The organism is Actinomadura verrucosospora, from assembly GCF_039540335.1.
Classification (GTDB): domain Bacteria; phylum Actinomycetota; class Actinomycetes; order Streptosporangiales; family Streptosporangiaceae; genus Spirillospora; species Spirillospora verrucosospora.
Genome location: NZ_BAABEV010000018.1, coordinates 1 through 21932, shown reverse-complemented (window position 1 = coordinate 21932; position 21932 = coordinate 1). Strand labels below are relative to the sequence as shown.

The following is a 21932-nucleotide window of genomic DNA, read 5'->3' as shown; positions in this document are numbered from 1 at the left end:
CTGTCTTGGACTTATCATGCTGGGCCAGCTTAGCGTCGAACCGTCGAACCCAACGGAACGCGGGAGGCCTGACCATGGGCAAGCTGGTGGTGCCGGAGTTCATGACCCTGAACGGCGTGATCGAGGCGCCGGAGACGAGCGGCGACATCCTGGTCAACGGCGGCGGGCAGCGGTGAGCGCCCCGATGCGGGTCAGGCTCGCGATGACCCTCATGGCGTGGCTGGCGGCGTTCGCCGTAGTGATGGCGCTGCTGGCGGTCTTCGGCGACCTGCTCGCCGCGCTGCCGATGGCCGCCCGCGCGGCGGTCATCAGCGGGGTGCTCGTCACGGTCATGGTGAACGTGGTCATGCCGCGGCTCTCCACCGTGATCATCCGATGGGCCGGCGCCCCGCGCCCGGGACCGGCCCCAACGGGCACGGCGACCGGGCACGCCGACCAGGACACCGTCCATTCGTGAGCTCCGGAGGCGACCAGGGCGGCGGCCTCGGGCCCCACGGGCCGGGCCGCCGCCCGCCGGTGTCGGGAGGCGGTCAGGAGCCGAGGAGCTCGCGCTCGATCTGCTCGAACTGCGCGCCCATCGCCTCGGCCAGCGCGGTGGCCCCCGACAGCGGGCGCACCATGACCGTCAGCTCGTCGATCAGGCCGTCCTCGTCGATGTGGAGGAAGTCGCACCCGTGCACCTCGCGGCCGTTCACGGTCGCCTGGAAGACGAGCGCGTGGTCGCGGCCGTCCGCGCCGACGATCTCCCGCACGTAGCGGATGTCCTCGAACACCCGCGCCGCGGCCCGCACGATCGCCGCCGTGATCGCTTTGCCGTGGTACGGCTTGAAGACGACCGGGCTGGTGAACACCGCGTCGTCGGCCAGCAACCCCGCGATCGCCGCTGTGTCCCCGGCCTCCACCGCCCGCCTGAACGGATGCATGCCACACCCCCCGAGATATCCAACTTGTTGAATAGGTGCAAATTACACTAGCCGGGAGGTCGGAGGCCGTCCACCGGGCGGCGGCGTGGCGACGATCACGGGCCGCTACGCTCGGAACCATGTCGTTGCGGAACGCGGTCCTGGCGACCCTTCTGGAGGGCGAGGCGTCCGGGTACGACCTGTCCAAAAGCTTCGACGCCGGCGTGGCCAACTTCTGGATGGCCACCCCCCAGCAGCTCTACCGGGAGCTGGACAAGATGGCCGCCGACGGGCTGATCCAGGCGCGCGTCGTCCAGCAGGAGCGCCGTCCCAACAAGCGCCTGTTCTCCCTCACCGAGGCGGGCCGCCGCGCCCTGCACGAGTTCACCGCCCGGCCCCCGCGCCCCGGCGCGATGCGCGAGGAACTGATGGTGCAGGTCCAGGCGGTGGACGCGGGGGACGTCGAGGCCGTGATGGCCGCCCTCCGCGAGCGCCGGGCCTGGGCCGAATCCAAGATCGCCCGGTTCGAGCGGCTCCAGGCCCGCTTCCTGAACGGCCGCACCGAAGAGGACTACCTGGCCACCGCCGACCGGATCGGCCCCTACCTCACCCTCAGGCGCGGCCTCGCGTTCGAGCGCGAGAACCTCCGCTGGTGCGAGGAGACCCTGGCCATCCTCGACCGCCGCACCGCCGGCCACCCCCTGAAGGGCTGACCGCCTCTTCGGCGGCGGCACGGCGTCCCGCCCGTCTCAGGCGGGAAGGGGCTCCGCGCAGGCGAAGGCCGGCGGGCTCGCGCCGTCCGTCCGCTCAGCGGCGTCGATGTACCCGGCGAGGGCGTCGCGGGACCGGGCGAGCCTCTCCATCTGATCGTCCAGCCGGCGCAGCCGTGTCCGCATCGCGGCCAGCAGCTCGGGGCATCCGAGCAGGTCCGGGGCCTCCCCTGCAGCGCAGGGCAGCAGGTACGCGATGTCCTCGGAGGACAGACCGGCGCCGAGCAGGTGCCTGATCTGCCTCACCCGCACGACCGCCGCGTCGCCGTACTCGCGGTAACCGTTCGCGCCGCGATCCGCCTCCAGCAGGCCCTGCGCCTCGTAATAGCGCAGCTGATGGGCCTTGACGCCCGTTCGACGGCTCAACTCCCCGATCCGCATCGCATCCCCACTTGACCTTCACACCGGTATCAACGTTAACGATGCTGCCATGGACGACAACAGCGACATCCCCGTAACGGTCCTCGGACTCGGCCTGATGGGCCAGGCACTGGCCGGCGCGTTCCTGAAGGCCGGACATCCCGTGACCGTATGGAACCGCACGGCATCCAAGGCCGACCCGCTGGTGGCCGCGGGCGCGCGGCCGGCGCCGACGGCAGGCGACGCGCTCAGGAGCGGTCCGCTGGCGATCATCTGCCTCACCGACTACCCGGCCGTGCGGGAGGTGCTCGACGCGAGCGAGCCGGACGGCACGACGCTGGTCAACCTCACCTCCGGCAGCTCGGCGCAGGCACGGGAAGCCGCCCGGTGGGCCGAGCGGCGCGGCGCCCGCTACCTGGACGGCGCCATCATGGCCGTCCCGCCGGCGATCGGCACCGCCGAGGCGGTGATCCTGCACAGCGGGCCGCGACGGGACTTCGAGGAGCACGAGTCGACGCTCGGCGCGCTCGGCACCATCACCCACCTCGGCGAGGACCCCGGACTCGCGTCCCTCTACGACGTGGCGGGCCTGGCCATGATGTGGAGCATCCTGAACGCCTGGCTCCAGGGCACCGCCCTGCTCGGGACGGCCGGTGTCGACGCCGCGACCTATGCGCCGTTCGCGCAGCAGATCGCCGGCGTGGTGGCCGGATGGCTGCCGGGATACGCCGAGCAGATCGACCGCGGCTCCTACCCGGCCGAGGTCTCGGCCCTGGAGACCGACGCCCGGGCGATGGCGCACCTCGTCGAGGAGAGCGAGACGGCGGGCGTCGACGCCGCGCTGCCGAAGCTGTTCAAGGCGATGGCCGACCGCGCGATCGCCGCCGGGCACGGAGCGGAGCAGTACCCGGTCCTGATCGACGAGTTCCGCAACCCCGCCACCCCGGAATGACCGCGTCGCGAGAGCGCGCCCGGGGCAGGCTCGAAGGGCCTGCCGGTGCCGCGTGACGTTCAGGTCTGGGCCTAGTCCGCCGCGCCGCCGAGCAGCCCCGAGGCTCGGAGCTGCTGGAGAGCTTCGGTGACGAACGGGGGAACCCGCAGGCCCGCCAGACCGGAGAGCGAATAGAACTCCAGCTTCACGCCCTCGGTCAGCGGGAGCGTCGCGGGATCCCCATGCCAGGACCCGGTGAAGAACACCACACGATCACCGTCAGGCCCCGGGGGAGAGTCCAGCCGTTGGGTCAGGGGGAGGCGGAGGCCCGTCTCCTCGCGAAGCTCCCTCGCCATCGCTTCCGCCGGGGTCTCGCCCGGTTCGGCCAGGCCGCTCGGCAGCGACCAGTACCCCGGCCATGCGATGCCGGGGAGATCGTCCCGCAGATGCATCAGGACCCGCCCGAGGCGATCGGTGAGGATCACCGCCACTCCGAACGGCTCGTCCTGAGGCACAGATCCGACCAACCGACGCCCCCGTCCACGGAGAACTTCCGGCGATGCCAGAACGCACCGCGCTCACAACTTCAGGAGGTATACCCACGCAGAACCGGGGCTCGTGTCACCACTCTCGCCACTCGTCCGTGAGCTCGGCGGGGTCGATGCCCCGCCGGCGCGCCAGCGCCTCGACGTCGATTCCGGCGTGAGTGAGCACGTCGTCGATGTACTTGCAGAGTTCTTCGCGGTCGACGGTGTCGATGTCGTGGTCGTCGGTGCCGTCGATCTGGTTCAGCGCGACGACCACGTGTTCGACGGCGGCCATGACGGCCTGGTCAGAGGCGACGCCCAGGGCCGTCACCTCGGCTTCGAAATCGAGCAGCGCCCTCTCGACCCGCTCCAGGAACACCTCGGGAAAGGTGCCGAGCCGCCGCCAGCCCTCGGTAGGACGGGTGATCATGCGGGAACCGTAGCGAGCACCTCGGACGTCCGGGCCGTCAGAGCCGGGCACGCCCCGATGCCGCGTCTTCGACGAGGCAGGCCCGCGCCGCGGGAGGTTACTGGGCCATGTCGACGAAGCGGCTGTAGTGGCCCTGGAAGGCGACCGTCACGGTGGCGGTCGGGCCGTTGCGGTGCTTGGCGACGATCAGGTCGGCCTCACCGGCGCGCGGCGACTCCTTCTCGTAGGCGTCCTCCCGGTGCAGCAGGATCACCATGTCCGCGTCCTGCTCGATGCTGCCCGATTCGCGGAGGTCGGACACCATGGGCTTCTTGTCGGTTCGCTGCTCGGGGCCTCGGTTGAGCTGGGAGAGCGCGATGACCGGGACGCCCAGTTCCTTGGCGAGGAGCTTCAGCGAGCGGGAGAACTCCGAGACCTCGACCTGGCGGCTCTCGACGCGCTTGCCGGACGTCATCAGCTGCAGGTAGTCGATGATCACGAGGCGCAGGTCGTGCTGCTGCTTCAGGCGGCGGCACTTCGCGCGGATCTCCATCATCGACATGTTCGGGGAGTCGTCGATGAACAGCGGCGCCTCGGCGACCTCGCTCATGCGCCGGGCGAGGCGGGTCCAGTCCTCGTCCTGCATGGTGCCGGACCGCATCGCGTGCAGCGCCACCCGAGCCTCCGCGGACAGCAGGCGCATCGTGATCTCGTTGCGGCCCATCTCCAGGCTGAAGAACGCCGAGGTCAGCCCGTGCTTGATGGACGCGGCGCGGGCGAAGTCGAGGGCGAGCGTCGAGTTGTGCGTCGGAACGCAGGAACGGCCCGCCAGGTACAGGTGGTCGTCGTTGTCGACCTGGACGCACCGGACGGGCACGCTCTCGACGGGCCGGACGTCCACGATGTGCCGCACGGGCGTGCGGACCGCCGCACGCTGCCGGGACGCCTTGCGCGGCAGCCGGAAAACCGTCTCGGCAGGGACGAGGCCGATCTGCCAGAGGTCTTCTCCGGTGGGGTCGGCGGCCAAGGCGGCATCGTGACCGAGGCTGAGGAAGAGCTCGCGGATGTCAGCCGCGAGGCGCGCGGACGGGACGGCGACGTCGACGCGGCCGTCGAGGGAGACGTGCCCGCAGACGTCGAGCAGCCCGGCCAGGAGCGCCCGGCGCTGATCGGCGGAAGCCCGCAGATACCGGGAGGGGATGTGCTTGCCGTCGAGCAGGCCGAGCGAGGCGAGCCCCTCGCGTAGGCCGGGCAGGAGGTGGCACCCGAAGACGGCCTCTGCGGCGACCTCCTGGCCGGTGGCCGCGATCTGGGTGATGACCGCGCCGTCCAGGCAGGTGACGCGGGCCTCGTCATCGTCACCCGCGCCGAGCCACGCGCCGAGGACGTAGGGGTCGAGCGGCAGGTCGGCCTCGGGGAGGTCGAACGCGGCGGCGAACTCCACCGCGCGGCGAGCGCCTCCGTTCAGGGCCGCGAAGATCTGCTCGGTGGTCTCGATCCGGGGCGCGGTCACGTGCGGCGAGGCGGTGGCGGGGCCTTCCGTAGCGCCGGCCGGGGGGCCCGAAGGCGTTCCGCCGCCGATGCCGGTCGCCGAGGATCGGCGGTTGGCGGCGTGGACGAGCTCGGCGTGGCGGGAGCCGGGCTGCTGCGCCAGGGCGGGGCGTGCTTCGGCGGTCGGGCGGTGTGCGTACGGCCCTCCGCCCACGCCCGCGATCGCGCGGACGCGGGCGCTCCCCTGACCTGCGAGTGGGACGCGGCAGGCGGCTTCGGCGACGGTGGGAACGGAGTGCCGGGCCTCACCCGCGATCGGACGCCGGCCGGGAAGGGAGGAGGCGTCTCGGGAGGCGCCGGTCTCGGTGGTGCGCCACTGGTGCTGGGCGTCGGCGACGATGACCTCGCCGTCGGAGAACTCGATCTCGTAGCAGGGGCGGCCGTGCATCACCTCGGTCGCCGCGACCACGCGGGTCGGTCTCCCGTCGGCTCCGATCAGGTGGTCGCCGGGCCCGACCTCGCCCATCGTCGTCCAGCCGGCCGGGGTCGGGAGCGGCGTGGCGACGTGCAGCGCCTTGCCCATGGCGGGCCGCGCGGCGACGACGATCATCTGGCCGGGATGAAGGCCGTTGGTGAGGGCGTCCAGGTCGGCGAAGCCGGTGGGGCAGCCGACCATCTGGCCGCCGCGGCTGCCGATCGCCTCGATCTCGTCGAGGGCGCCGGGCATGATCTCGCTCAGCGCGACGTAGTCCTCGCCGGCGCGCTTCTCGGCGATGGCGAAGACCTCGGCCTGGGCCCGGTCGAGGACCTCGTCGGCGTCGGCGCCGTCGGCGGCGTAGCCCATCTGGACGATGCGGGTGCCCGCCTCGACCAGGCGGCGCAGGACCGCGCGCTCGTGGACGATCTTGGCGTAGTACCCGGCGTTGGCCGCGGTGGGCACCAGGGAGATCAGGGTGTGCAGGTAGGGGGCGCCGCCGATGCGGCCGATCTCGCCGTTCTTGGTGAGCTCGCCGGCGACAGTGACGGCGTCGGCGGGGTCGCCCCGGCCGTAGAGGTCGAGGATGACGTCGTAGATGATCTGGTGGGCGGGCCGGTAGAAGTCGGGGGTGCGCAGCATCTCCACGACCTCGGCGATGGCGTCCTGGGAGAGCAGCATGCCGCCGAGCACGCCCTGCTCGGCCGAGATGTCGTGCGGGGGGGTGCGCTCGAACTCATGCTCCTGCGGCCCGATATCCGCAACGCTCACCGCCACACCCCCTTCGTCCTGGCCCGCCGGCGCCCCGTCCGCCCATCGCCGACCGTTCACCCCACGTCTACCTGTCGCGTCCGACATTCTCGCGAGGGCGCGCCCCCGCGGGCAAAGCGTCCTGTGGACAAGCCTGTGGACGACCTGTGCAGACACGCGGTACAGGTTGTGCACGACCTGTGGACAACTCTGTGGATTCTCCGGGGACGACACCCAGATCCAGGTGCTGAGCTGGGATAACCTCGTCCACCGGGTGTGCGGGAAAGAAAGTGCCCCGCCGGACGCCTTGTAAGGCTTTTATTTCATTTGAGAGTTACACCCTGGTAGCCTCGGCGCGATGACGTCCCCCCGGCGGCTCGCGAGCGCGCACGACCGCGAGATCCTGCGCCTCGCCGTGCCGGCCTTCGGCGCGCTCGTCGCCGAACCCCTCTTCCTGCTGTCGGACTCGGCCATCGTCGGGCATCTCGGCACAGCGCAGCTGGGCGGGCTCGGGGTCGCCGGGCAGGCCCTCAACACGCTCGTCTACCTCTGCGTCTTCCTCGCCTACGGGACGACCGCCGGGGTGGCCCGCCAGGTCGGCGCGGGAGACCTGCCGGGAGCGATCAGGCAGGGCATCGACGGCATGTGGCTCGCGGTCGCGATCGGGGCGGTGCTGATCGCAGCTGGCTGGCCGCTGATCCCCTGGATCGTGGACGCGTTCGGAGCGTCCCCGGACGTGGCGCCCTATGCCGTGACGTACCTGCGGGTGAGCCTGTTCGGGATCCCGTCGATGCTGGTCGTGCTGGCCGGGACCGGTGTGCTGCGCGGCCTCCAGGACACGCGCACGCCCCTCCTCGTGTCGATCGGCGGCTTCTCGCTGAACCTGCTGCTCAACGTGGTGTTCGTCATCGTGCTGGGGTGGGGGATCGCCGGATCCGCGTGGGGCACCGTCCTCGCCCAGACCGGCAGTGCCGTCGTCTACGTGGCCGTGGTGCTGCGGGCGGCCCGGCGTCACGGCGCCTCGTTCCGCCCCGACTGGGCCGGGTTGCGGACGTCCGCCACGACCGGTTTCGGATTGCTGGTTCGGACGGCCGCCCTGCGCGTCGTCCTCATCGTCGGGACGTCGATCGCCGCGCGCATGGGCGACCCGGAGATCGCCGCGTACCAGGTCGGGTTCCAGGTGTGGACGCTGCTGGCGTTCGCGCTGGACGCCATCGCGATCGCCGGGCAGGCCATCACAGGGCGCTATCTGGGCGCGTCCGACACCGCCGCCACGCGGGCCGTCATGCGGCGGATGGTGTGGTGGGGCGTCGGCTGCGGCGTCGTGTTCGGCCTGGCCCTGCTCGTGGTCCGGCCGTGGCTGCCCGCCCTGTTCACCTCCGACGGCGACGTCCGGAACCTCCTGCTCGCCTCACTGCTCCTCGTGGCGGCGCTGCAGCCGGTCGCCGGGGTGGTGTTCGTCCTGGACGGCATCCTGATCGGGGCGGGCGACGGCGCCTACCTCGCCGTGACGACGCTCGTCGCCACGGCCGTCTTCCTGCCCGCCGCCCTCGTCGCCCACCGTGCGGACGCGGGCCTGGTCGGCCTCTGGACCGCGATCGGCCTGTGGATGCTGACCCGGATGATCACGCTGAGCCTGCGGGCCCGCGGCGACCGCTGGATGGTCACCGGCGCCGCCCGCTGACCCCGGCGAGGGGCCCTCATGAAGGTCAGGCGGGCACCGAGGAGACGGACGGCGGGGAGGCGGAGGCGGTCGAAGCCTTGATGTCCGGCACGGGACTGTCGAGCATCGGCAGCTTGACCGACGCGATGTTCCTGGGCGCGCCGCACAGGACGAGGGAGCGCTCCTCCCACTGGTCCACCAGGGCCTTGGTGAACTCGTCCCCCTTCAGCCGCTCGTACACCGGCTTCGTCACGCCGATGTGCCAGGGCGCGACCGCCTTCGTGATGGAGAAGACCAGGTTGACGGTGTCGCCGGTCAGTTCCTCGGTGTACCGCTTCCCGTCCGACCGGGGGACGGCGATCACGGAACCGTCGGAGATGGCGCTGGACACGGCGAACCCCGTGGCCCGGCTGGGCGGCTGACCCGTGCCGGCGTACTGGACTTCGTGTGCGGCCTCCGTGAGCAGTTCCCAGCACTGGGGCACCAGGTCTTGCCATGCCACCGCGTGAGCCTCCTGCGCGGTCTTGAGCGCGCGGAGAGCCCGTTCGCGGGGGGTCCCCCGGTAGGCGACCAGGAGGCAGTCGCCCTGCCACGCGTAGATGTCACCACCGAGGGACTTGGCGATCGGCTCCACCTTCGACCAGAAGCTCCGGGCCAGGACTCCGGCGCGCCTGGGGTTGTGCGGCCCCAGTTCGTACACGATCCGGCTGAAGCCTCGGATGTCCACCAACAGGAACGCCGCTTCGAACTCCGACGCTTCGAGATCTGCCTCTCCGGGCCTGGTGCTCACGTCTCCTCCTACTCCGCCTGGACCTGAGCCGCTCTCTTGCCCTCGGCGGGAGCGATCAGGTGCTGGGCCACGCTCGTCGCGATGAACACGGCCCCGATGGTCACCAGTGCGATGACCTTGACCTTCGACAGTGTGGGGACGTTCAGGAGTCCCCCGATCTGCATGTTCCCCCCTACGAGACCGATGGCGATGCACACCGCTCCAACGACGTCCAGCGACATGGTGGCTACCTTCCTTCCGGGTCGCTACACCCTGAAGGTAAAGCATCCACATTCATTTGTGAAGCTCTCCACACATACAAGTGGGATCATACTTAGGAGTCAGTGGAGTAGATCTTGCGAAGGCCCTCGAGGTCGAGGACGAGCATCCTGCCGTTGCGGGTCGCCACCAGGCCGTCGTCACGGAGCCTGGACCAGGTGGTGGACACCGACTCCCGGGAGATGCCGATGAGGCTGCCCAACTCGGTCTGGGTGCGCGGATAGGGGAGCCAGATGCCGTCCCGGTTGCTCCGGCCGACCTTCTCGACCAGGCTCACCAGGATCTCCGGGATCTGCATGGAGGTCTTGTGCTTCTGGAAGTGGATGTTGGCGGTCTGCTCGTCGACCCGCTCCGCGAGGATCTCCGTGTAGGTCCACCACGCCTCCTTGTGGTTCCAGAGGAAATCCTTGAACTGGGTGTCCTCCAGCTCCAGCACCTCGACCTCGTCCAGGGCGCGCAGGGACGCGGAGCGCGGCCTGTTGAGCAGGCCCGCCATGTCCCCGACGATGTCGCCCTCTCCGCGGAAGGCCAGCAGCCTGCCGTTGGCCCCGGGAGCGGAGGGGTCTCCCGGCCTGGGGTCGGGCTCGGAGACGACGGCCGCCCACCCGCGCAGGATGATCATCACCGAGCGGGACCGGCCTCGCTGGCGGATCAGCCTGTCACCCGGCGGGAGGACGTCGCGGGTCGTGTACTCCAGCAGAGCCGCCCGCTCGGCCTTTCCGAGCCTCCCCCAGAAGGATGTTTCTTGAGTCATACACCGAAGTGTAAGCCTCCACATGGAGGTGTGGCCATACGCGCGGCCCCTTGTGGACTTAGATCGACGCAGGAGCCCAGGGGTCGACAGGGTCAGCCCCCGGCTCCACCCCGTGGGTGCGGACGCGCCCGGCCGGCCCGATTCTCGGATTGCCGCCGCACCGCCAGTCACTCCCGCTACTATTCGAACATGTGTTCCACACATGGCGAGCGGATGGCCCGGCTGACTCAGGCGATCGACGACCTGGCGGCGGAGGGCCTCGCCGGCCTGCCCCCCGAGACCCTGGTCGAACGGGTGGCGGGCATCTGGTCGCTCGTCGAGGGCATCGATCCCGAGATCGCCCGCCGCCGCACCCGCTACACGACGCCCGAGACGTAGCGGCTCAGCCCAGGTCGTCGAGAGACGGCAGCAGCGGCGACAGGATCGACCCGCCGTCGGAACCACCGCTCTGGCTCGTGGAACTCTGGCTCGGCGCGCCCTCCAGACGTTCGGCCACCGAGCGCCGCAACTGGGGCAGCCGCGCATAGAGGACGTCCCCGGGGCACGAGGTGTTGTTGTAGTCGCGGTGCCCCACGATGGCCTCGGACGGATCGAGGTCGTACTTCTGGCAGAGCCAGACGCACACCTCCGTCAGCGATTTCCACAGGGCGCCCGGCACCGCCGCGGACATGTAGGTGCCCTCGTTCTCGATGCCGATGGTGTGCTGGTTGTGGTGCAGGACCTGCGCGCCGATGGCGAGGGTGCCGGACCGGATGGCTTTGAGGCTCCGGTTGCGGCCCTCCATCACGATGCCGCCGCGGCTGATCGTGAGCTGCTGGCCCGCGTCGTCCCAGCCGTTCTTGTTCATGTGGATGTTCTGGATGGACCGCGACAGCGCGAACGCGTGCGCGAGCGAGCGGTCCCGCGCGTTCGCCGTCGCCGTGTGGTGCACGATGATGTGGTCCGGCGGCCGGTCGACCACCTCCGCCCCGCGCCTCGGCGCCCTGGCGTTCCACTGCGCCCGCGTGTACACCTGCGGGGCGTCGGCCGTGAACAGCACGCGGTCGCCGGCCCCCCGGTCGGCCCCCGCCGTAAGATCTGCCGCCATGGCCTTATTCTGGCGGGACGTCCCCAGGGGCAGCATCTCCAGCAGCCCGGCGCCCACGACGCCGCCGATGGCCGCCCTGCGTGTCACTGCCCTGCCCGTGCTCCGCCGGTCGTGCGCGCCCTCCCCCGAATGCGCGATCACCACCGCCCCCCTTCGTCCCGCGACACTATGATCACGGAACGTAATCACCGCAAAGCTGATCACTCAAACACACGGCGATTCACGGGCGTTTCACGGGAAGTCCGCACATCCACGGCCTGGCAAACGCCGGCAGACCCCGCATCCCCGGCCCTTGCGACCAGGCCGAAAACGGGTTTCGGTTTGAGCACCAACGCCGACGACCCCCGGCCCTGAGCGGGTCCGGGGGTCGTCGAACGGTCGTGCGTCAGGCCTCGACGACGTTGACGTCGATCGTGGCGTTGACGTCGCTGTGCAGTCGCACGCTGACCCGGTGGGTGCCGACGGTCTTGATCGGGTTCCCGATCTCGATGCGGCGGCGGTCCAGGTCGGGGCCGTTGGCGGCGCGGACCGCCTCGGCGATGTCGGCGGCCGTGACGGCGCCGAACAGGCGGCCGTTGCTGCCGGTGCGGGTGCGCAGCGTCACGCGCAGCCCGCCGAGCCGGTCGGCGACCTCGCGGGCGTGCTCGACGGTCGCGATCTCGCGGGCCGAACGCGCCTTCTTGATCGAGTCGACCTGCTTCTCGGCTCCCCGGGTCCACTTGATCGCGAACCCGCGGGGGACGAGGTAGTTGCGGCCGTAGCCGTCACGGACGTCGATGACGTCACCGGGCTCGCCGAGCCCGGAGACCTGCTGGGTCAGGATGAGCTTCATGTTCTTTACCCCCTGCCTCAGCGCGCGGTGCTGGTGTACGGCAGCAGCGCCATCTCGCGGGCGTTCTTGATCGCCGTGGCGACGTCCCGCTGGTGCTGGGTGCAGTTGCCGGTCACCCGCCGGGCACGGATCTTGCCGCGGTCGGAGATGAACTTCCGCAGCAGGCCCGTGTCCTTGTAGTCGACGTAGGAGATCTTCTCCTGACAGAAAACGCAAACCTTCTTCTTCGGCTTGCGGGGAGGTGGCTTCGCCATCGTGGTGCTCCTTTGGGAGAGCCCCGCTCACGCGGGAATGGACGTGTACTCGTTGTCTCTTTGTCGCGCCGGAGCGGCGGGCCTAGAAGGGCGGGTCGTCGGAGAACCCGCCGCCGCCACCGCCGCCGGTGGCCCAGGGGTCGTCGGCCGGGGCGCCGCCCTGCTGGCCGCCGCCGAAGCCGCCGCCCTGCTGACCGCCGCCGAAACCGCCGCCGCCCTGCTGGCCGCCGCCGCCGAAGCCGCCGCCGCCCTGGCCGCCGCCGCCGAAGCCGCCGCCACCACCGCCGCCGCCCTGCCGCTGGGTCTTGTTGACCTTGGCGGTGGCGTTGCGCAGCGACGGGCCGACCTCGTCGACCTCGACCTCGAAGACGGTGCGCTTCTCACCCTCGCGGGTCTCGTAGGAGCGCTGCTTGAGGCGTCCCTGCACGATCACCCGCATGCCGCGCTGCAGGGTCTCGGCCACGTTCTCGGCGGCCTGCCGCCAGACGTTGCAGGTCAGGAAGAGCGCCTCGCCGTCCTTCCAGTCGCCCGCCTGGCGGTCGAAGAACCGCGGGGTCGAGGCCATGCGGAAGGAGGCGACCGCCTGGCCGCTCGGGGTGAAGCGCAGATTCGGGTCCTCGACGAGGTTCCCGACGATCGTGATTACGGTGTCGCCTGCCATGGGGCTCGCTCCGGCTGCTGTGAGGGCTGAGCCTGGCTCAGTGGACCTCGGGGCGGATGACCTTGGTACGGAGGATCGACTCGCTCAGGTTGAGCTGCCGGTCGAGCTCCTTGACCGTGGCAGGCTCAGCCGACAGGTCGACCACCGCGTAGATGCCTTCGGACTTCTTCTGGATGTCGTACGCCAGGCGCCGGCGGCCCCAGACGTCGACCTTCTCCACGCTGCCGCCGTCGTCCTTGACGACCTTCAGGAACGGGTCGAGCGCCGCGCCCGCGGTGCGCTCGTCGATGGCGGGGTCGAGAATGGTCATGAGTTCGTAACGACGCATGCTGTGTCCCTACCTCCTCTGGACTGGTGCGGTCACGGTCTCTCCGTGACAGGAGGGCTCTTGCGTCCGTCGCGGCGGCGCCGGACCCGGATCGCCGGGCGGACCTGCCACGAGACCGATACAGGCTACCAACACTGGGAGGCGCACACGCCGGTTCCCCGAGCTGAGCGCCGGCGGAGTGGAGGGAACCCGGGTTCAGGGGTCTCCCCGGCACGAGGGACGCCGGTTTCCGGTGCGGAGCGCAGGTGCGGGCCAGGCGTGCGGCATGGGCGGGCCTAGCGCCTTGCTTGGGACTGGGTGGGGCGGCTACAGCGGCGGCGTTCCAGTTCGGCCATGATGTCCGCCATGCGGGCGCGCATGCGGGCGGCCTGCGTGGTCAGCATCGACAGCTCCTCGACGAGCTCCGCGTCACCGATGAGCCCCAGCTCCGCTTGTTTCACGGTGTGCACCTCCTGCTCTTCCCCCGCTTCCCCTCGGGGGACGGACCCGAGCCGGTGTTCTCGAATCCGTGTTCGACCGTACCGGGTGCCGCCGACATTCCGCGCCGCCCACCGGTTGATCCCCGGCTCAGCTGGGAATTGCTTTACCCGCATGGTCCGTTCGGTCCCGCGCTCGCCGTGCGGCCACTGGCGCGGGAGTTCGAGCTGGAGGAGGGATCCCGATGTCCCAGCAGGCGACCGGCGCCGGCGCTCCGAAGCGCGCCGTCCGCGCCCAGAGCGAGGCCGAGCCCCATCGGCGGAAGGACGTGCTGGCGGTAACCGCGGTGACGATCGGGATCGCGGCGCTGGTCCTCGGCTGGATCCCCGCGGCCCACTTCGCCGGGACGCTGCTCGGCGTCATCGGCCTGCCCGTCGCCCTGTACTCCCAGATGGTCTCCGCGACGACGAACGAGCGGTGGCTGAACGTGATCGGGATGGTCACCTCGTTCGTCGGCGCCGGCTTCGCGCTGAGCCACGGAGGCTTCTCGATCTGACGGGGGGCCGGCGTGACCGCGCGGCCTGTCGCAGGGCGCGGCTAGTCTCGTTGGCATGCGCATCGGAGCCCACGTCGACCAGAACAACCCGCTCGACAACGCCCGCGCGGTCGGCGCCGACGTCGTCCAGTTCTTCCTCGGCGATCCGCAGGGGTGGAAGAAGCCTGTGCTGCCCGAGGGCGTGGGGGCGCTGGCGGGTTCCGGCGTGGACGTGTACGTGCACGCCCCGTACACGATCAATGTGGCGACGTCCAACAACCGGATCCGGATCCCGAGCCGCAAGAACCTCACCCAGCAGCTGGAGGCGGCCGCGTCGATCGGGGCGAAGGCGCTGATCGTGCACGGCGGTCACGTGCTGAAGGACGACGACCCGGAGACCGGCTTCGAGAACTGGCGCAAGGTGTTCGAGCGGGTCGAATGCCCGATCCCGGTCTACATCGAGAACACCGCGGGCGGCGGGAACGCGATGGCGCGCAGGTTCGACCGGATCTCGCGGCTGTGGGAGGTGCTCTCCGGGGTGCCGGGCCTGGAGTCCAAGCTCGGTTTCTGCCTCGACACCTGCCACGCGCACGCGGCGGGGGAGGAGCTCGTCGACGCCGTCGACCGGATCAAGGCCATAACCGGCCGCATCGACCTGGTGCACTGCAACGACAGCCGGGACTCGTTCGGGTCGGGGGCCGACCGGCACGCCAACCTGGGCAGCGGCAGCATCGACCCGGAGCTCATCCTCGGCGTGGTGAGGGCGGCGGGCGCCCCGGTCGTGGTGGAGACGCCCGCGGCGGGCCAGGCCGACGACATCTCGTGGTTGCGTTCCAAGCTCTGACGAAGCAGAGTCGGGATCGTCGCCTGTGTCCGGGAACCGCGGTGGCGAGAGCGGCATCTAACTGCGCGTAGACCCAGCCTGACGACAAACTTCGAAGGTCACGTCACACTGGCATAATCCGGAACCAGCCCTCAGCGCACGCGTGCTCTCCGGCGGCGGGCGCGCGAATCGATCGGGAAGCACATGGCACAGCCCCCTTACGACCCCTACGGCTACGGAGCCCAGGACCCCTACGCCCAGTCCTACTCCCAGCCCCCGGCCGTGCAGCACCACTACTACGGGCAGTCGATGCCGGTCGCCCCGCCGACCAACGGGATGGCCACCGCGTCGCTGGTGTGCGGTCTGATCGGCTTCTTCGCCTGCGGCGTGACGTCCGTCCTCGCGGTGATCTTCGGGCACGTCTCGCTCGGCCAGATCAAGCGGACGGGCGAGGGCGGGCACGGCATGGCCGTCACCGGCCTGATCCTCGGGTACCTGATCTCCGCGGGCTGGCTCCTGATCCTGCTCTTCTACATCCTCGGGATCGCGATGTTCGCGGCGAGCGCCGGCTCCACCAGCACCTACTGATCCGGGCTTCCTCAGGGGAGCCGGGGGACGCCCGCCACTTCCACACCGACGCTCGACATCAGCACCGTCATGGGGGTGGGGGTGTCCCGCCAGTTCTTCACCGCGCGCCCGAACACGTCGAGGACGGCGCGCAGCGAGGCCGGGTCGGTGTCGGCCAGTTCCGCCCACGATTCGTAGAGCACCAGGTAGCCGTGCTTCGCGGGCGTCCATGACAGGTCCTTGAGGCATTCGCCGAGATCGTCCCAGTCGGCGCCCGCGCCCTCGGGCAGTTCGAACACGCCGCCGCACAGCCGCAGGAACGAGTCCCTGTCCCTGGCGCGGCGCCCGTCGAGGTAGAAGCCGCGCCAGCCGGCCTCGTCGGCACGCTCCAGCCAGCTCGTGTCGCCGACGGCGCCCGGCACGGGAGGCGTCCGCCACTGGTAGACGCCCGGCCTCAGCCGCCCCGCGAGCAGCTCGGTCAGTGCTCGGTCCGCGTTCACGTCATCTCCCGGCAGTTCCCGCTCCCCCGCCGATGCGCGGGGCCCGGGGCGAGCCGCCCCGTCCGCCGCGTTCCGTTCCCCCACCCTCACCACGGAACCCGTCATAACCGGAAGATTCCGGCTATACCGCGCGGCCCTCCCCCTGCCGTCCTTCTTCCCGCGGGGACGGGCGAGGCCTGCCCGTGGCGCATCCACGTGTCTTGACAGGGGTTCCGCCGACTCCTATTCTCTCGAATAGAGAGATGCTCAGATAACGAGCAACTCTTGGAGCGAGGTAGTTGCCCGATTCCGAGAGGAACACAGAGATGGACACCACGCCCACCACCACGCCCACCACCACGCCCACCGCCACCGGCACGCCGACCCGCGTCCAGGCCCACTACGAGAACGTCAAGAAGCTCGGCCACTGGACGACCGGCCGCCGCTTCGAGGTCCGCGCCCGCCGCGGCCTGGTCGTGCTGGACCTGCGCTCGCCGCGGATCCCGGACGGCGACATCGAGATCGAGGTCGACCTCGACCACGCGATGGTGAAGCTGCTCGTCCCGCAGGACGCCCGGATCGACCACTGGGACCTGCGCTACACCGGCCGCGGCCGCGTCAAGGACTGGACCGGCGAGAACGGCGACGGCCGCGCGATCCGCGTCACCGGCGAGGTCCGGCACGGGGAGATCCGCGTCCACCGCGGCGGCGTCGCCACGCTGTCGGCGATGTTCTCCCGCGAGTTCGTCCAGGACGTCCGCCGCGCCCGCCGCGAGGGCACCACCCCCACCGTCGCCGATCCGGCCCACGAGGACTGAGCCGGTCCCAGCAGCGTCACGGGCCCGTCCGGCGATCCTCGGACGGGCCCTTTCCCTGCCCGGTGTGAGAGCGTGCGATTCCGGGTTGAGTCTCCAGCGGGTGGAGGCCGCAGGGTGAGGGGCATGGACGGCGACACCACGTACACGATCGGCGAACTGGCGCGCCGCACCGGGCTGCCGGTGCGGACGATCCGGTTCTACTCCGACGCCGGTGTCGTCCCGCCCACCCGCCGCACCGAGGCCGGTTACCGGCTGTACGACGCGGACGCCGCCTCGCGCCTCGACCTCGTGCGGACGCTGCGGGACCTCGGCGTCGACCTCGCCACCGTCCGGCGCCTGCTGGACCGGGAGGTCGACGTCGGGCAGGTCGCGGCGGCGCACGCGGACGCGCTGGACGTGCAGATACGCACGCTCAGGCTGCGCAGGGCCGTGCTGCGGGCGGTGGCCAGACGCGGATCGACCCCCGAGGAGATCGAACTCATGCACAAGCTCGCCCGGCTGTCCGACGAGGAGCGGCGCCGGATCATCACCGACTTCATCGACGAGTCCTTCGCCGGGCTCGACCTGCACCCCGGCTTCGCGGAGAAGATGCGCGCCGCGCTGCCGGAGCTGCCCGACGAGCCCGAACCCGAGCAGGTCGACGCCTGGGTCGAGCTGGCCGAACTGGTCGGCGACCCCGGATTCCGGGCCTCGGTGCGCCGGATGGCCGAGTTCCAGGCGGCCGAGGTCGCGAAGGGAGCCGTCCCGGACCAGTTCGCCGCCCTCGCCGACCTGACCCGGGAGAAGGCGGAGCAGGCCATCGCGGACGGGATCGAGCCCGGCTCGGAGGCGGCCCGTCCCGTCGTCGACGAACTGGTCCGCGCCTACGCCGACGCTTGGGACGCCGCCGACGACGCCGCCTTCAGGCGCGATCTGCTGCGGCGGCTGGAGATCGGCACCGACCCGCGCACCGAGCGGTACTGGCAGTTGCTCGCCCTCATCAACGGCTGGCCCGTCCCGCCGACGCTGACGCCGCTCTACCAGTGGTTCATCGACGCGCTGCGCTCCCGCGGCTGACTCAGGTGGGCAGGGGCACGCCGGCGTGGTGGTCGCCGCGCCGGCGTGCCAGCGCCACCACGTCGGGTGCGCCGTCGAGGACGCCGCCCGCCGGGTCGTCGTCCCCGTCCGACCGGACGATGTCGGCAGACGGGACCAGGACGTCGCGCACCACCAGCACCCCCAGGAGGAGGACGGTCACGAACCGGGCGAGCAGCGCCAGCGTGTAGACGTCCTTGCTGATCCCGCCGTCCGGAGCGTCCAGGCTCAGCACCGCCGACAGCGTTCCGGCCAGGTCGGCGCCCTGCGTCTGGGCGGACACCGACAGCAGGAACCACCAGATGCCGAAGAAGTAGGCGATCTCACCGAGCTGCCAGGCGACGAACGCCGGCACCTTCGGCCGGGCGAGCACCGCCAGCGGCAGCAGCCACAGGACGTACTGCGGCGACCAGACCTTGTTCGGCAGCATGAACGCGACCAGCACGAGGAACATCAGCTGCGGCAGGCGCGGGCGGCGCGGGGCGGCCAGGGCGAGGACGGCGATCCCGGCCGCGAGGACGAGGAACGTCCCCGTGCCGTACAGGTTGAGGAGGCCGGTGTCGGAGGCGGGCTTGTCCAGCCCGTGGTCCTGCAGGACGAAGAAGATCGAGCCCCAGTCGATGCCGCGCTTCTGGCTGAAGGTGTAGAACTCCTTCCACCCGTCCCACGCGAAGAGCATCACCGGCACGTTCACGGCCAGCCATCCGGCGGCGGTTCCGGCGAGCGCGCGGCCCATGGGGCGCCACTGCCCGGCCCGGACGCACAGCAGGACGAGCGGCCCGAGGAACAGCAGCGGATAGAACTTCGCCGCGATCGCCAGGCCGAGGAGGACGCCCGCCAGGGCCGGGCGGCGCGCCGACCAGGCGGCCAGTGCCAGCGCCGACAGCGCGACCGCCAGCAGGTCCCAGTTGATGTAGGCGGTGAGGAGGAGCGCGGGGGACAGCGCGATCATCAGTCCGGCGCGCAGGGACCGGCGCCCGGCCGCGTACGCGGTGGCGAGGACCGCGACGACCGCGAGGACGGCGAGGAGCAGGACGGTGACGTTGTAGAACGCGAGGCCGCGCCCGTCCACACCGAACGGCTTGACCAGCCACGCGACCAGTTGCATGAAGCCGCCGCTCAGCACCGGGTACTCCACGTACCGGATGTCGGAACCGGTGAACGTGTCGAAGTACGGGAGCTTCCCGTCGCTGAGCCCGCGCACGTAGTAGAGCGGATAGACGTCGGTGTAGCAGGCGTTCGCCGTCGTCTTGAGGAAGTCGAACCGCGCCGACGCGCAGGGCTGCTTCTGCAGCCAGCCGAGAAGGCACGTCAGGGCGGTGAGCCCGGTCAGCACCGGCGCGAGCCGCTTCAGCCGTCCGGGAGCGTCCGCCCGGTCGCTGTCGGCGGACATCGTGAGCCTCTCCGTGGACGACGACATGGACAGCAGCCTATTCGCCCGGGAGCGCGGGCGATCAAGAACGGGAACGGCCCGGAGCCGTGGGGCTCCGGGCCGTCGCGTCGCGGACGCGCCGCTAGTTGTTGGTGGCGGGGTCCTGCTTCCGGCAGGCCGGGTCGTTCTTGTGCTCGGGTTTCGCGCACCACCAGGTCTTGTCGCCGGTCGGAGGCAGGTCGGGGTTGCAGCCGAGCGGCATGTTGTACTGGTTGCACGGCACGTCGCCCGACGTCGGCGGGGTGATGGTCGGCGTCTCCGTCGGCTTGGGCGTCTCCGACTGGCAGCCGGCCGGCGGCCGCTGCCCGCGCCCCTGGCCCTGCCCCTGCCCCGGCTGGCAGGTCGGGGTGTTGGTCGGCGTCGGGGTCGAGGACACCGTCGGAGTCGGCTTCGCCTTCGCCCACGGGGCGACCTCGCCGCCGTTGACCGGCGGCGGGAACGGCGTGATGTCCCTGCCCTCCAGGGCCTTCAGCATGAAGGTCTTGAAGAGGTCGGCCGGGACCGTACCACCGTAGACCTGGCTGTAACTTCCCACGCCGATCAGCGACTTGCGGTTGCCGTTCTTGTCCTGCCGCCACATCGCCGCCGACGTCACGAGTTCCGGCGTGTAGCCGACGAACCAGGCCGACTTGTTCTCGTCGGTGGTACCGGTCTTGCCGGCGACCGGGCGGGCCCCGAGGCTCGCGCGCTTACCGGTACCGCTGGTGACGACCGCCTGCATCGCGTTCGTGGCGTCGGCCGCGACACCCTCGTCGAAGGCCGTCGTGGGCTTCTGCCAGGGCAGCCTCTCCAGCGGCTTCTGCTTGTTGTTCACGATGGAGCGGCCCCGGTTGTCGGTGATCTTGGCGATCACGTGGGCCTCCCGGTGCTTGCCCCCCGCCGCGAACGTCGAGTAGACCGACGCCATCGTGACCGGGCTCGCGTCGATGACGCCCAGCGGCAGCGACGTGATGGTGTTCGAGAGGTTCGGGGTGTCGTCCGGGATGCCCATCTTCTTGGCCATGTCCACGACGTTGGCCAGCTGGACCTTCTGCCCCAGGTCGACGTACGCCGTGTTGATCGACATCGCCGTCATCTGCTTGAGGTTGTAGACCCCGTTCTCCGAGCGGCTGTCGTTGGTGAAGGACGCGCCGTTGATCGTGCGCTTGTAGCTGCCGTCCATCGTCGTCCGCAGGCTGATGCCCTGGTCGAGCGCCGTGGCGAGCACGATCGGCTTGAACGACGAACCGGGCTGCACCTTGCCCTGGAAGGAGTTGTCGAACTGCTGCTTGCGGTAGTCGGGTCCGCCGTAGGCGGCCACCACGCCGCCCGTCTTCGGGTCGATCGCCGCGAGGCCGAACTGGATGTCGTTCTTCAGCCCGTTCTGCTTGCGGATCTGCGAGACGGCCTTGTTGGTGTAGTCCTGCAGGTCCTTGCGGAACGTGGTGGTGATCTTCAGGCCGCCGGTCTCCAGCATCTGCTCGTCGATGCCGAGCGACTTCAGCTCGTTGATGACGCGGTCCTGGAGGTAGCCGGTGTTCGGGTCGTCCGGGACGTCGCTCCAGTTCTTCTGCGTCTGGGGGAACTTCGCCTGGGCGCGCTTGCCGGAGTCGAGCCAGTTCTTCTCGACCATGCCGTCGAGGACGTAGTTCCAGCGGCTGATCAGCGCCTTCTTGGCGGGGTTGGAGTCGGGCCCGTAGGTGGCGAAGTAGCCCGGCCGCTGGATCATGGCCGCGAGCATCGCCGCCTGCGACTCGTTGATCTCGGTGACGGGCTTGTGGAAGTAGGCGCGGGACGCGGCCTGGATGCCGTAGGCGTGCCGCCCGAACGGGACCGTGTTCAGGTACAGCTCCAGCACGCGCGCCTTGTCCATCTCCTTCCCCATCCGGATGGAGATGAGGATTTCCTTGAACTTGCGGCTGACCGTGCGGTCCTGGCTGAGGTTCGCCCAGTAGTTGCGGGCGAGCTGCTGCGTGATCGTCGAGGCGCCGGCGACGTCGCCGCCGGTCCCCGCCCGGTACATCGCGCCCAGGATGCCCATCGGGGAGATGCCCGGCTCGTGCCAGAAGTTGCGGTCCTCCGCCGCGAGGACGGCGTTCTGGACGTGCTTGGGCACCTTGTCCAGCGAGATGTCCTCGCGGTGGGTGCCGATGCGCGCCAGCGGCGACCCGTCCGAGTAGGTGATCACCGACTCCTGGGCGGCCGCGGCCGCCTGCTTCTCGTTCGGGATCGGAGTGTTGGCGTAGGCGACGATGACGAGCGTCGCCAGGCCGAGGATGATCACGCTGACCGCGGCGACGACGATCTTCCAGTTCGGGACGTAGCGCTTCCAGCCCGTCTTCTTCTGGCCCGCCTCGTCGGTGCGCTTGCGCTCGCGGCGGCCGCCGCCGCGCCCACCGCGTCCGCCGCGCCCGCCGCCGCGTCCCTCGTCACCCCAGAAGTCGTCGCCGCCGCCTCCGGAGCCGCCGCGCCCGCCAGGGCCGCCGGGACCACCTGGACCACCCGGTCCGCCGGGAGGGCCTCCGGGGCCGCCTCGCATGGGCCGGCCGCCGCCTCCCGAACGCAT

General features: G+C 70.6%; 27 protein-coding genes. 10 read left to right on the top strand and 17 right to left on the bottom strand.

Annotated elements, in window-relative coordinates; all coding sequences use genetic code 11:
* Positions 1-172 precede the first annotated feature (172 nt).
* The gene (locus ABD944_RS20400) at positions 173-457 is read left to right on the top strand and encodes a hypothetical protein (protein ID WP_345178730.1); all 285 of its coding nucleotides are present in this window, start codon (positions 173-175) and stop codon (positions 455-457) included.
* 73 nt (positions 458-530) lie between these two features.
* Here the strand turns inward: ABD944_RS20400 and ABD944_RS20395 are convergent, their stop codons facing one another.
* Positions 531-923 carry a nuclear transport factor 2 family protein gene (locus ABD944_RS20395; protein WP_345178728.1) on the bottom strand — a complete coding sequence of 131 codons (393 nt, stop codon included), beginning with the start codon at positions 921-923 and terminating at the stop codon, positions 531-533.
* A gap of 119 nt (positions 924-1042) precedes the next feature.
* On the opposite strand from ABD944_RS20395, the gene ABD944_RS20390 reads away from it, so the two are divergent.
* Positions 1043-1615, top strand: a complete 573-nt coding sequence (locus ABD944_RS20390) for a PadR family transcriptional regulator (protein WP_345178725.1) — start codon at positions 1043-1045, stop codon at positions 1613-1615.
* Between the two features lie 36 nt (positions 1616-1651).
* Here the strand turns inward: ABD944_RS20390 and ABD944_RS20385 are convergent, their stop codons facing one another.
* Complete coding sequence (locus tag ABD944_RS20385) at positions 1652-2053, bottom strand: MerR family transcriptional regulator (protein WP_345178723.1); 402 nt, start codon at positions 2051-2053, stop codon at positions 1652-1654.
* A gap of 49 nt (positions 2054-2102) precedes the next feature.
* Here ABD944_RS20385 and ABD944_RS20380 point away from each other — a divergent pair, with 49 nt between their 5' ends.
* On the top strand, positions 2103-2984 hold the full coding sequence (locus ABD944_RS20380; RefSeq protein WP_345178721.1) for an NAD(P)-dependent oxidoreductase: 882 nt from the start codon (positions 2103-2105) through the stop codon (positions 2982-2984).
* Positions 2985-3055: 71 nt separating this feature from the next.
* On the opposite strand, the gene ABD944_RS20375 is transcribed toward ABD944_RS20380, so the two are convergent.
* The 3 genes from ABD944_RS20375 to dnaB form a co-directional block, all read right to left on the bottom strand.
* The gene (locus tag ABD944_RS20375; RefSeq protein WP_345178719.1) at positions 3056-3448 is read right to left on the bottom strand and encodes an NUDIX domain-containing protein; all 393 of its coding nucleotides are present in this window, start codon (positions 3446-3448) and stop codon (positions 3056-3058) included.
* A gap of 136 nt (positions 3449-3584) precedes the next feature.
* Positions 3585-3920, bottom strand: coding sequence for a hypothetical protein (locus tag ABD944_RS20370; RefSeq protein ID WP_345178717.1), 336 nt, complete (start codon positions 3918-3920; stop codon positions 3585-3587).
* Between the two features lie 97 nt (positions 3921-4017).
* Positions 4018-6636, bottom strand: coding sequence for a replicative DNA helicase (dnaB, locus tag ABD944_RS20365; RefSeq protein ID WP_345178715.1), 2619 nt, complete (start codon positions 6634-6636; stop codon positions 4018-4020).
* A 337-nt stretch (positions 6637-6973) separates the two neighbouring features.
* Between dnaB and ABD944_RS20360 the strand changes: the two genes are divergently transcribed.
* Positions 6974-8299 carry an MATE family efflux transporter gene (locus tag ABD944_RS20360; RefSeq protein ID WP_345178713.1) on the top strand — a complete coding sequence of 442 codons (1326 nt, stop codon included), beginning with the start codon at positions 6974-6976 and terminating at the stop codon, positions 8297-8299.
* 25 nt (positions 8300-8324) lie between these two features.
* On the opposite strand, the gene ABD944_RS20355 is transcribed toward ABD944_RS20360, so the two are convergent.
* From ABD944_RS20355 to ABD944_RS20345, 3 genes are all read right to left on the bottom strand, one after another.
* On the bottom strand, positions 8325-9068 hold the full coding sequence (locus ABD944_RS20355; RefSeq protein ID WP_345178711.1) for a hypothetical protein: 744 nt from the start codon (positions 9066-9068) through the stop codon (positions 8325-8327).
* Between the two features lie 8 nt (positions 9069-9076).
* Positions 9077-9232, bottom strand: coding sequence for a hypothetical protein (locus ABD944_RS20350; RefSeq protein ID WP_345178709.1), 156 nt, complete (start codon positions 9230-9232; stop codon positions 9077-9079).
* Positions 9233-9381: 149 nt separating this feature from the next.
* A complete protein-coding gene (locus ABD944_RS20345; RefSeq protein ID WP_345178707.1) occupies positions 9382-10080 on the bottom strand; it encodes a Crp/Fnr family transcriptional regulator in 699 nt (232 codons plus the stop codon).
* 189 nt (positions 10081-10269) lie between these two features.
* Here ABD944_RS20345 and ABD944_RS20340 point away from each other — a divergent pair, with 189 nt between their 5' ends.
* Positions 10270-10458, top strand: coding sequence for a hypothetical protein (locus ABD944_RS20340; RefSeq protein WP_052357975.1), 189 nt, complete (start codon positions 10270-10272; stop codon positions 10456-10458).
* Between the two features lie 4 nt (positions 10459-10462).
* Here ABD944_RS20340 and ABD944_RS20335 read toward each other — a convergent pair whose 3' ends face one another.
* The 6 genes from ABD944_RS20335 to ABD944_RS20310 all read right to left on the bottom strand — a co-directional run bounded on the left by ABD944_RS20335 (position 10463) and on the right by ABD944_RS20310 (position 13682).
* A complete protein-coding gene (locus tag ABD944_RS20335) occupies positions 10463-11308 on the bottom strand; it encodes a peptidoglycan recognition protein family protein (protein WP_345178706.1) in 846 nt (281 codons plus the stop codon).
* Between the two features lie 244 nt (positions 11309-11552).
* The gene (gene rplI / locus ABD944_RS20330) at positions 11553-11999 is read right to left on the bottom strand and encodes a 50S ribosomal protein L9 (RefSeq protein ID WP_179845259.1); all 447 of its coding nucleotides are present in this window, start codon (positions 11997-11999) and stop codon (positions 11553-11555) included.
* 17 nt (positions 12000-12016) lie between these two features.
* Positions 12017-12253 carry a 30S ribosomal protein S18 gene (gene rpsR / locus ABD944_RS20325; RefSeq protein ID WP_019631633.1) on the bottom strand — a complete coding sequence of 79 codons (237 nt, stop codon included), beginning with the start codon at positions 12251-12253 and terminating at the stop codon, positions 12017-12019.
* A gap of 82 nt (positions 12254-12335) precedes the next feature.
* Entirely contained in the window at positions 12336-12914 is a 579-nt protein-coding gene (locus ABD944_RS20320) for a single-stranded DNA-binding protein (RefSeq protein WP_345178703.1), read from the bottom strand.
* A 37-nt stretch (positions 12915-12951) separates the two neighbouring features.
* The gene (rpsF, locus tag ABD944_RS20315) at positions 12952-13242 is read right to left on the bottom strand and encodes a 30S ribosomal protein S6 (protein ID WP_345178700.1); all 291 of its coding nucleotides are present in this window, start codon (positions 13240-13242) and stop codon (positions 12952-12954) included.
* Between the two features lie 275 nt (positions 13243-13517).
* The gene (locus tag ABD944_RS20310) at positions 13518-13682 is read right to left on the bottom strand and encodes a hypothetical protein (protein WP_345178699.1); all 165 of its coding nucleotides are present in this window, start codon (positions 13680-13682) and stop codon (positions 13518-13520) included.
* A 221-nt stretch (positions 13683-13903) separates the two neighbouring features.
* On the opposite strand from ABD944_RS20310, the gene ABD944_RS20305 reads away from it, so the two are divergent.
* The 3 genes from ABD944_RS20305 (at position 13904) to ABD944_RS20295 (ending at position 15605) form a co-directional block, all read left to right on the top strand.
* Positions 13904-14215: a hypothetical protein gene (locus ABD944_RS20305; RefSeq protein ID WP_345178697.1), complete on the top strand. Its 312-nt coding sequence runs from the start codon at positions 13904-13906 to the stop codon at positions 14213-14215.
* Positions 14216-14270: 55 nt separating this feature from the next.
* The gene (locus ABD944_RS20300; RefSeq protein WP_345178695.1) at positions 14271-15038 is read left to right on the top strand and encodes a deoxyribonuclease IV; all 768 of its coding nucleotides are present in this window, start codon (positions 14271-14273) and stop codon (positions 15036-15038) included.
* Positions 15039-15221: 183 nt separating this feature from the next.
* On the top strand, positions 15222-15605 hold the full coding sequence (locus ABD944_RS20295; protein ID WP_345178694.1) for a DUF4190 domain-containing protein: 384 nt from the start codon (positions 15222-15224) through the stop codon (positions 15603-15605).
* Positions 15606-15616: 11 nt separating this feature from the next.
* Here the strand turns inward: ABD944_RS20295 and ABD944_RS20290 are convergent, their stop codons facing one another.
* Positions 15617-16084 (bottom strand): barstar family protein, encoded by a 468-nt coding sequence (locus tag ABD944_RS20290; protein WP_345178691.1) that lies wholly within the window; start codon positions 16082-16084, stop codon positions 15617-15619.
* Positions 16085-16389: 305 nt separating this feature from the next.
* Here ABD944_RS20290 and ABD944_RS20285 point away from each other — a divergent pair, with 305 nt between their 5' ends.
* Both ABD944_RS20285 and ABD944_RS20280 read left to right on the top strand, forming a co-directional pair.
* Complete coding sequence (locus ABD944_RS20285) at positions 16390-16881, top strand: hypothetical protein (RefSeq protein ID WP_345178689.1); 492 nt, start codon at positions 16390-16392, stop codon at positions 16879-16881.
* Between the two features lie 123 nt (positions 16882-17004).
* A complete protein-coding gene (locus ABD944_RS20280; protein WP_345178687.1) occupies positions 17005-17937 on the top strand; it encodes a MerR family transcriptional regulator in 933 nt (310 codons plus the stop codon).
* Position 17938: 1 nt separating this feature from the next.
* Here ABD944_RS20280 and ABD944_RS20275 read toward each other — a convergent pair whose 3' ends face one another.
* A complete protein-coding gene (locus ABD944_RS20275; protein WP_345178685.1) occupies positions 17939-19375 on the bottom strand; it encodes a glycosyltransferase family 87 protein in 1437 nt (478 codons plus the stop codon).
* A gap of 94 nt (positions 19376-19469) precedes the next feature.
* A partial coding sequence (locus tag ABD944_RS20270; protein ID WP_345178683.1) for a transglycosylase domain-containing protein occupies positions 19470-21932 on the bottom strand: 2463 nt, incomplete at its 5' end.

What these genes read in the sequence shown, in the direction of transcription:
- ABD944_RS20395 (WP_345178728.1), bottom strand. Translation starts at nt 923, where the DNA reads ATGCATCCGTTCAGGCGGGCGGTGGAGGCCGGGGACACAGCGGCGATC.
- ABD944_RS20390 (WP_345178725.1), top strand. Translation starts at nt 1,043, where the DNA reads ATGTCGTTGCGGAACGCGGTCCTGGCGACCCTTCTGGAGGGCGAGGCG.
- ABD944_RS20385 (WP_345178723.1), bottom strand. Translation starts at nt 2,053, where the DNA reads ATGCGGATCGGGGAGTTGAGCCGTCGAACGGGCGTCAAGGCCCATCAG.
- ABD944_RS20380 (WP_345178721.1), top strand. Translation starts at nt 2,103, where the DNA reads ATGGACGACAACAGCGACATCCCCGTAACGGTCCTCGGACTCGGCCTG.
- ABD944_RS20370 (WP_345178717.1), bottom strand. Translation starts at nt 3,920, where the DNA reads ATGATCACCCGTCCTACCGAGGGCTGGCGGCGGCTCGGCACCTTTCCC.
- ABD944_RS20360 (WP_345178713.1), top strand. Translation starts at nt 6,974, where the DNA reads ATGACGTCCCCCCGGCGGCTCGCGAGCGCGCACGACCGCGAGATCCTG.
- ABD944_RS20350 (WP_345178709.1), bottom strand. Translation starts at nt 9,232, where the DNA reads ATGCAGATCGGGGGACTCCTGAACGTCCCCACACTGTCGAAGGTCAAG.
- ABD944_RS20345 (WP_345178707.1), bottom strand. Translation starts at nt 10,080, where the DNA reads ATGACTCAAGAAACATCCTTCTGGGGGAGGCTCGGAAAGGCCGAGCGG.
- ABD944_RS20340 (WP_052357975.1), top strand. Translation starts at nt 10,270, where the DNA reads ATGTGTTCCACACATGGCGAGCGGATGGCCCGGCTGACTCAGGCGATC.
- rplI (WP_179845259.1), bottom strand. Translation starts at nt 11,999, where the DNA reads ATGAAGCTCATCCTGACCCAGCAGGTCTCCGGGCTCGGCGAGCCCGGT.
- rpsR (WP_019631633.1), bottom strand. Translation starts at nt 12,253, where the DNA reads ATGGCGAAGCCACCTCCCCGCAAGCCGAAGAAGAAGGTTTGCGTTTTC.
- ABD944_RS20320 (WP_345178703.1), bottom strand. Translation starts at nt 12,914, where the DNA reads ATGGCAGGCGACACCGTAATCACGATCGTCGGGAACCTCGTCGAGGAC.
- rpsF (WP_345178700.1), bottom strand. Translation starts at nt 13,242, where the DNA reads ATGCGTCGTTACGAACTCATGACCATTCTCGACCCCGCCATCGACGAG.
- ABD944_RS20305 (WP_345178697.1), top strand. Translation starts at nt 13,904, where the DNA reads ATGTCCCAGCAGGCGACCGGCGCCGGCGCTCCGAAGCGCGCCGTCCGC.
- ABD944_RS20300 (WP_345178695.1), top strand. Translation starts at nt 14,271, where the DNA reads ATGCGCATCGGAGCCCACGTCGACCAGAACAACCCGCTCGACAACGCC.
- ABD944_RS20295 (WP_345178694.1), top strand. Translation starts at nt 15,222, where the DNA reads ATGGCACAGCCCCCTTACGACCCCTACGGCTACGGAGCCCAGGACCCC.
- ABD944_RS20285 (WP_345178689.1), top strand. Translation starts at nt 16,390, where the DNA reads ATGGACACCACGCCCACCACCACGCCCACCACCACGCCCACCGCCACC.
- ABD944_RS20280 (WP_345178687.1), top strand. Translation starts at nt 17,005, where the DNA reads ATGGACGGCGACACCACGTACACGATCGGCGAACTGGCGCGCCGCACC.
- ABD944_RS20275 (WP_345178685.1), bottom strand. Translation starts at nt 19,375, where the DNA reads ATGTCGTCGTCCACGGAGAGGCTCACGATGTCCGCCGACAGCGACCGG.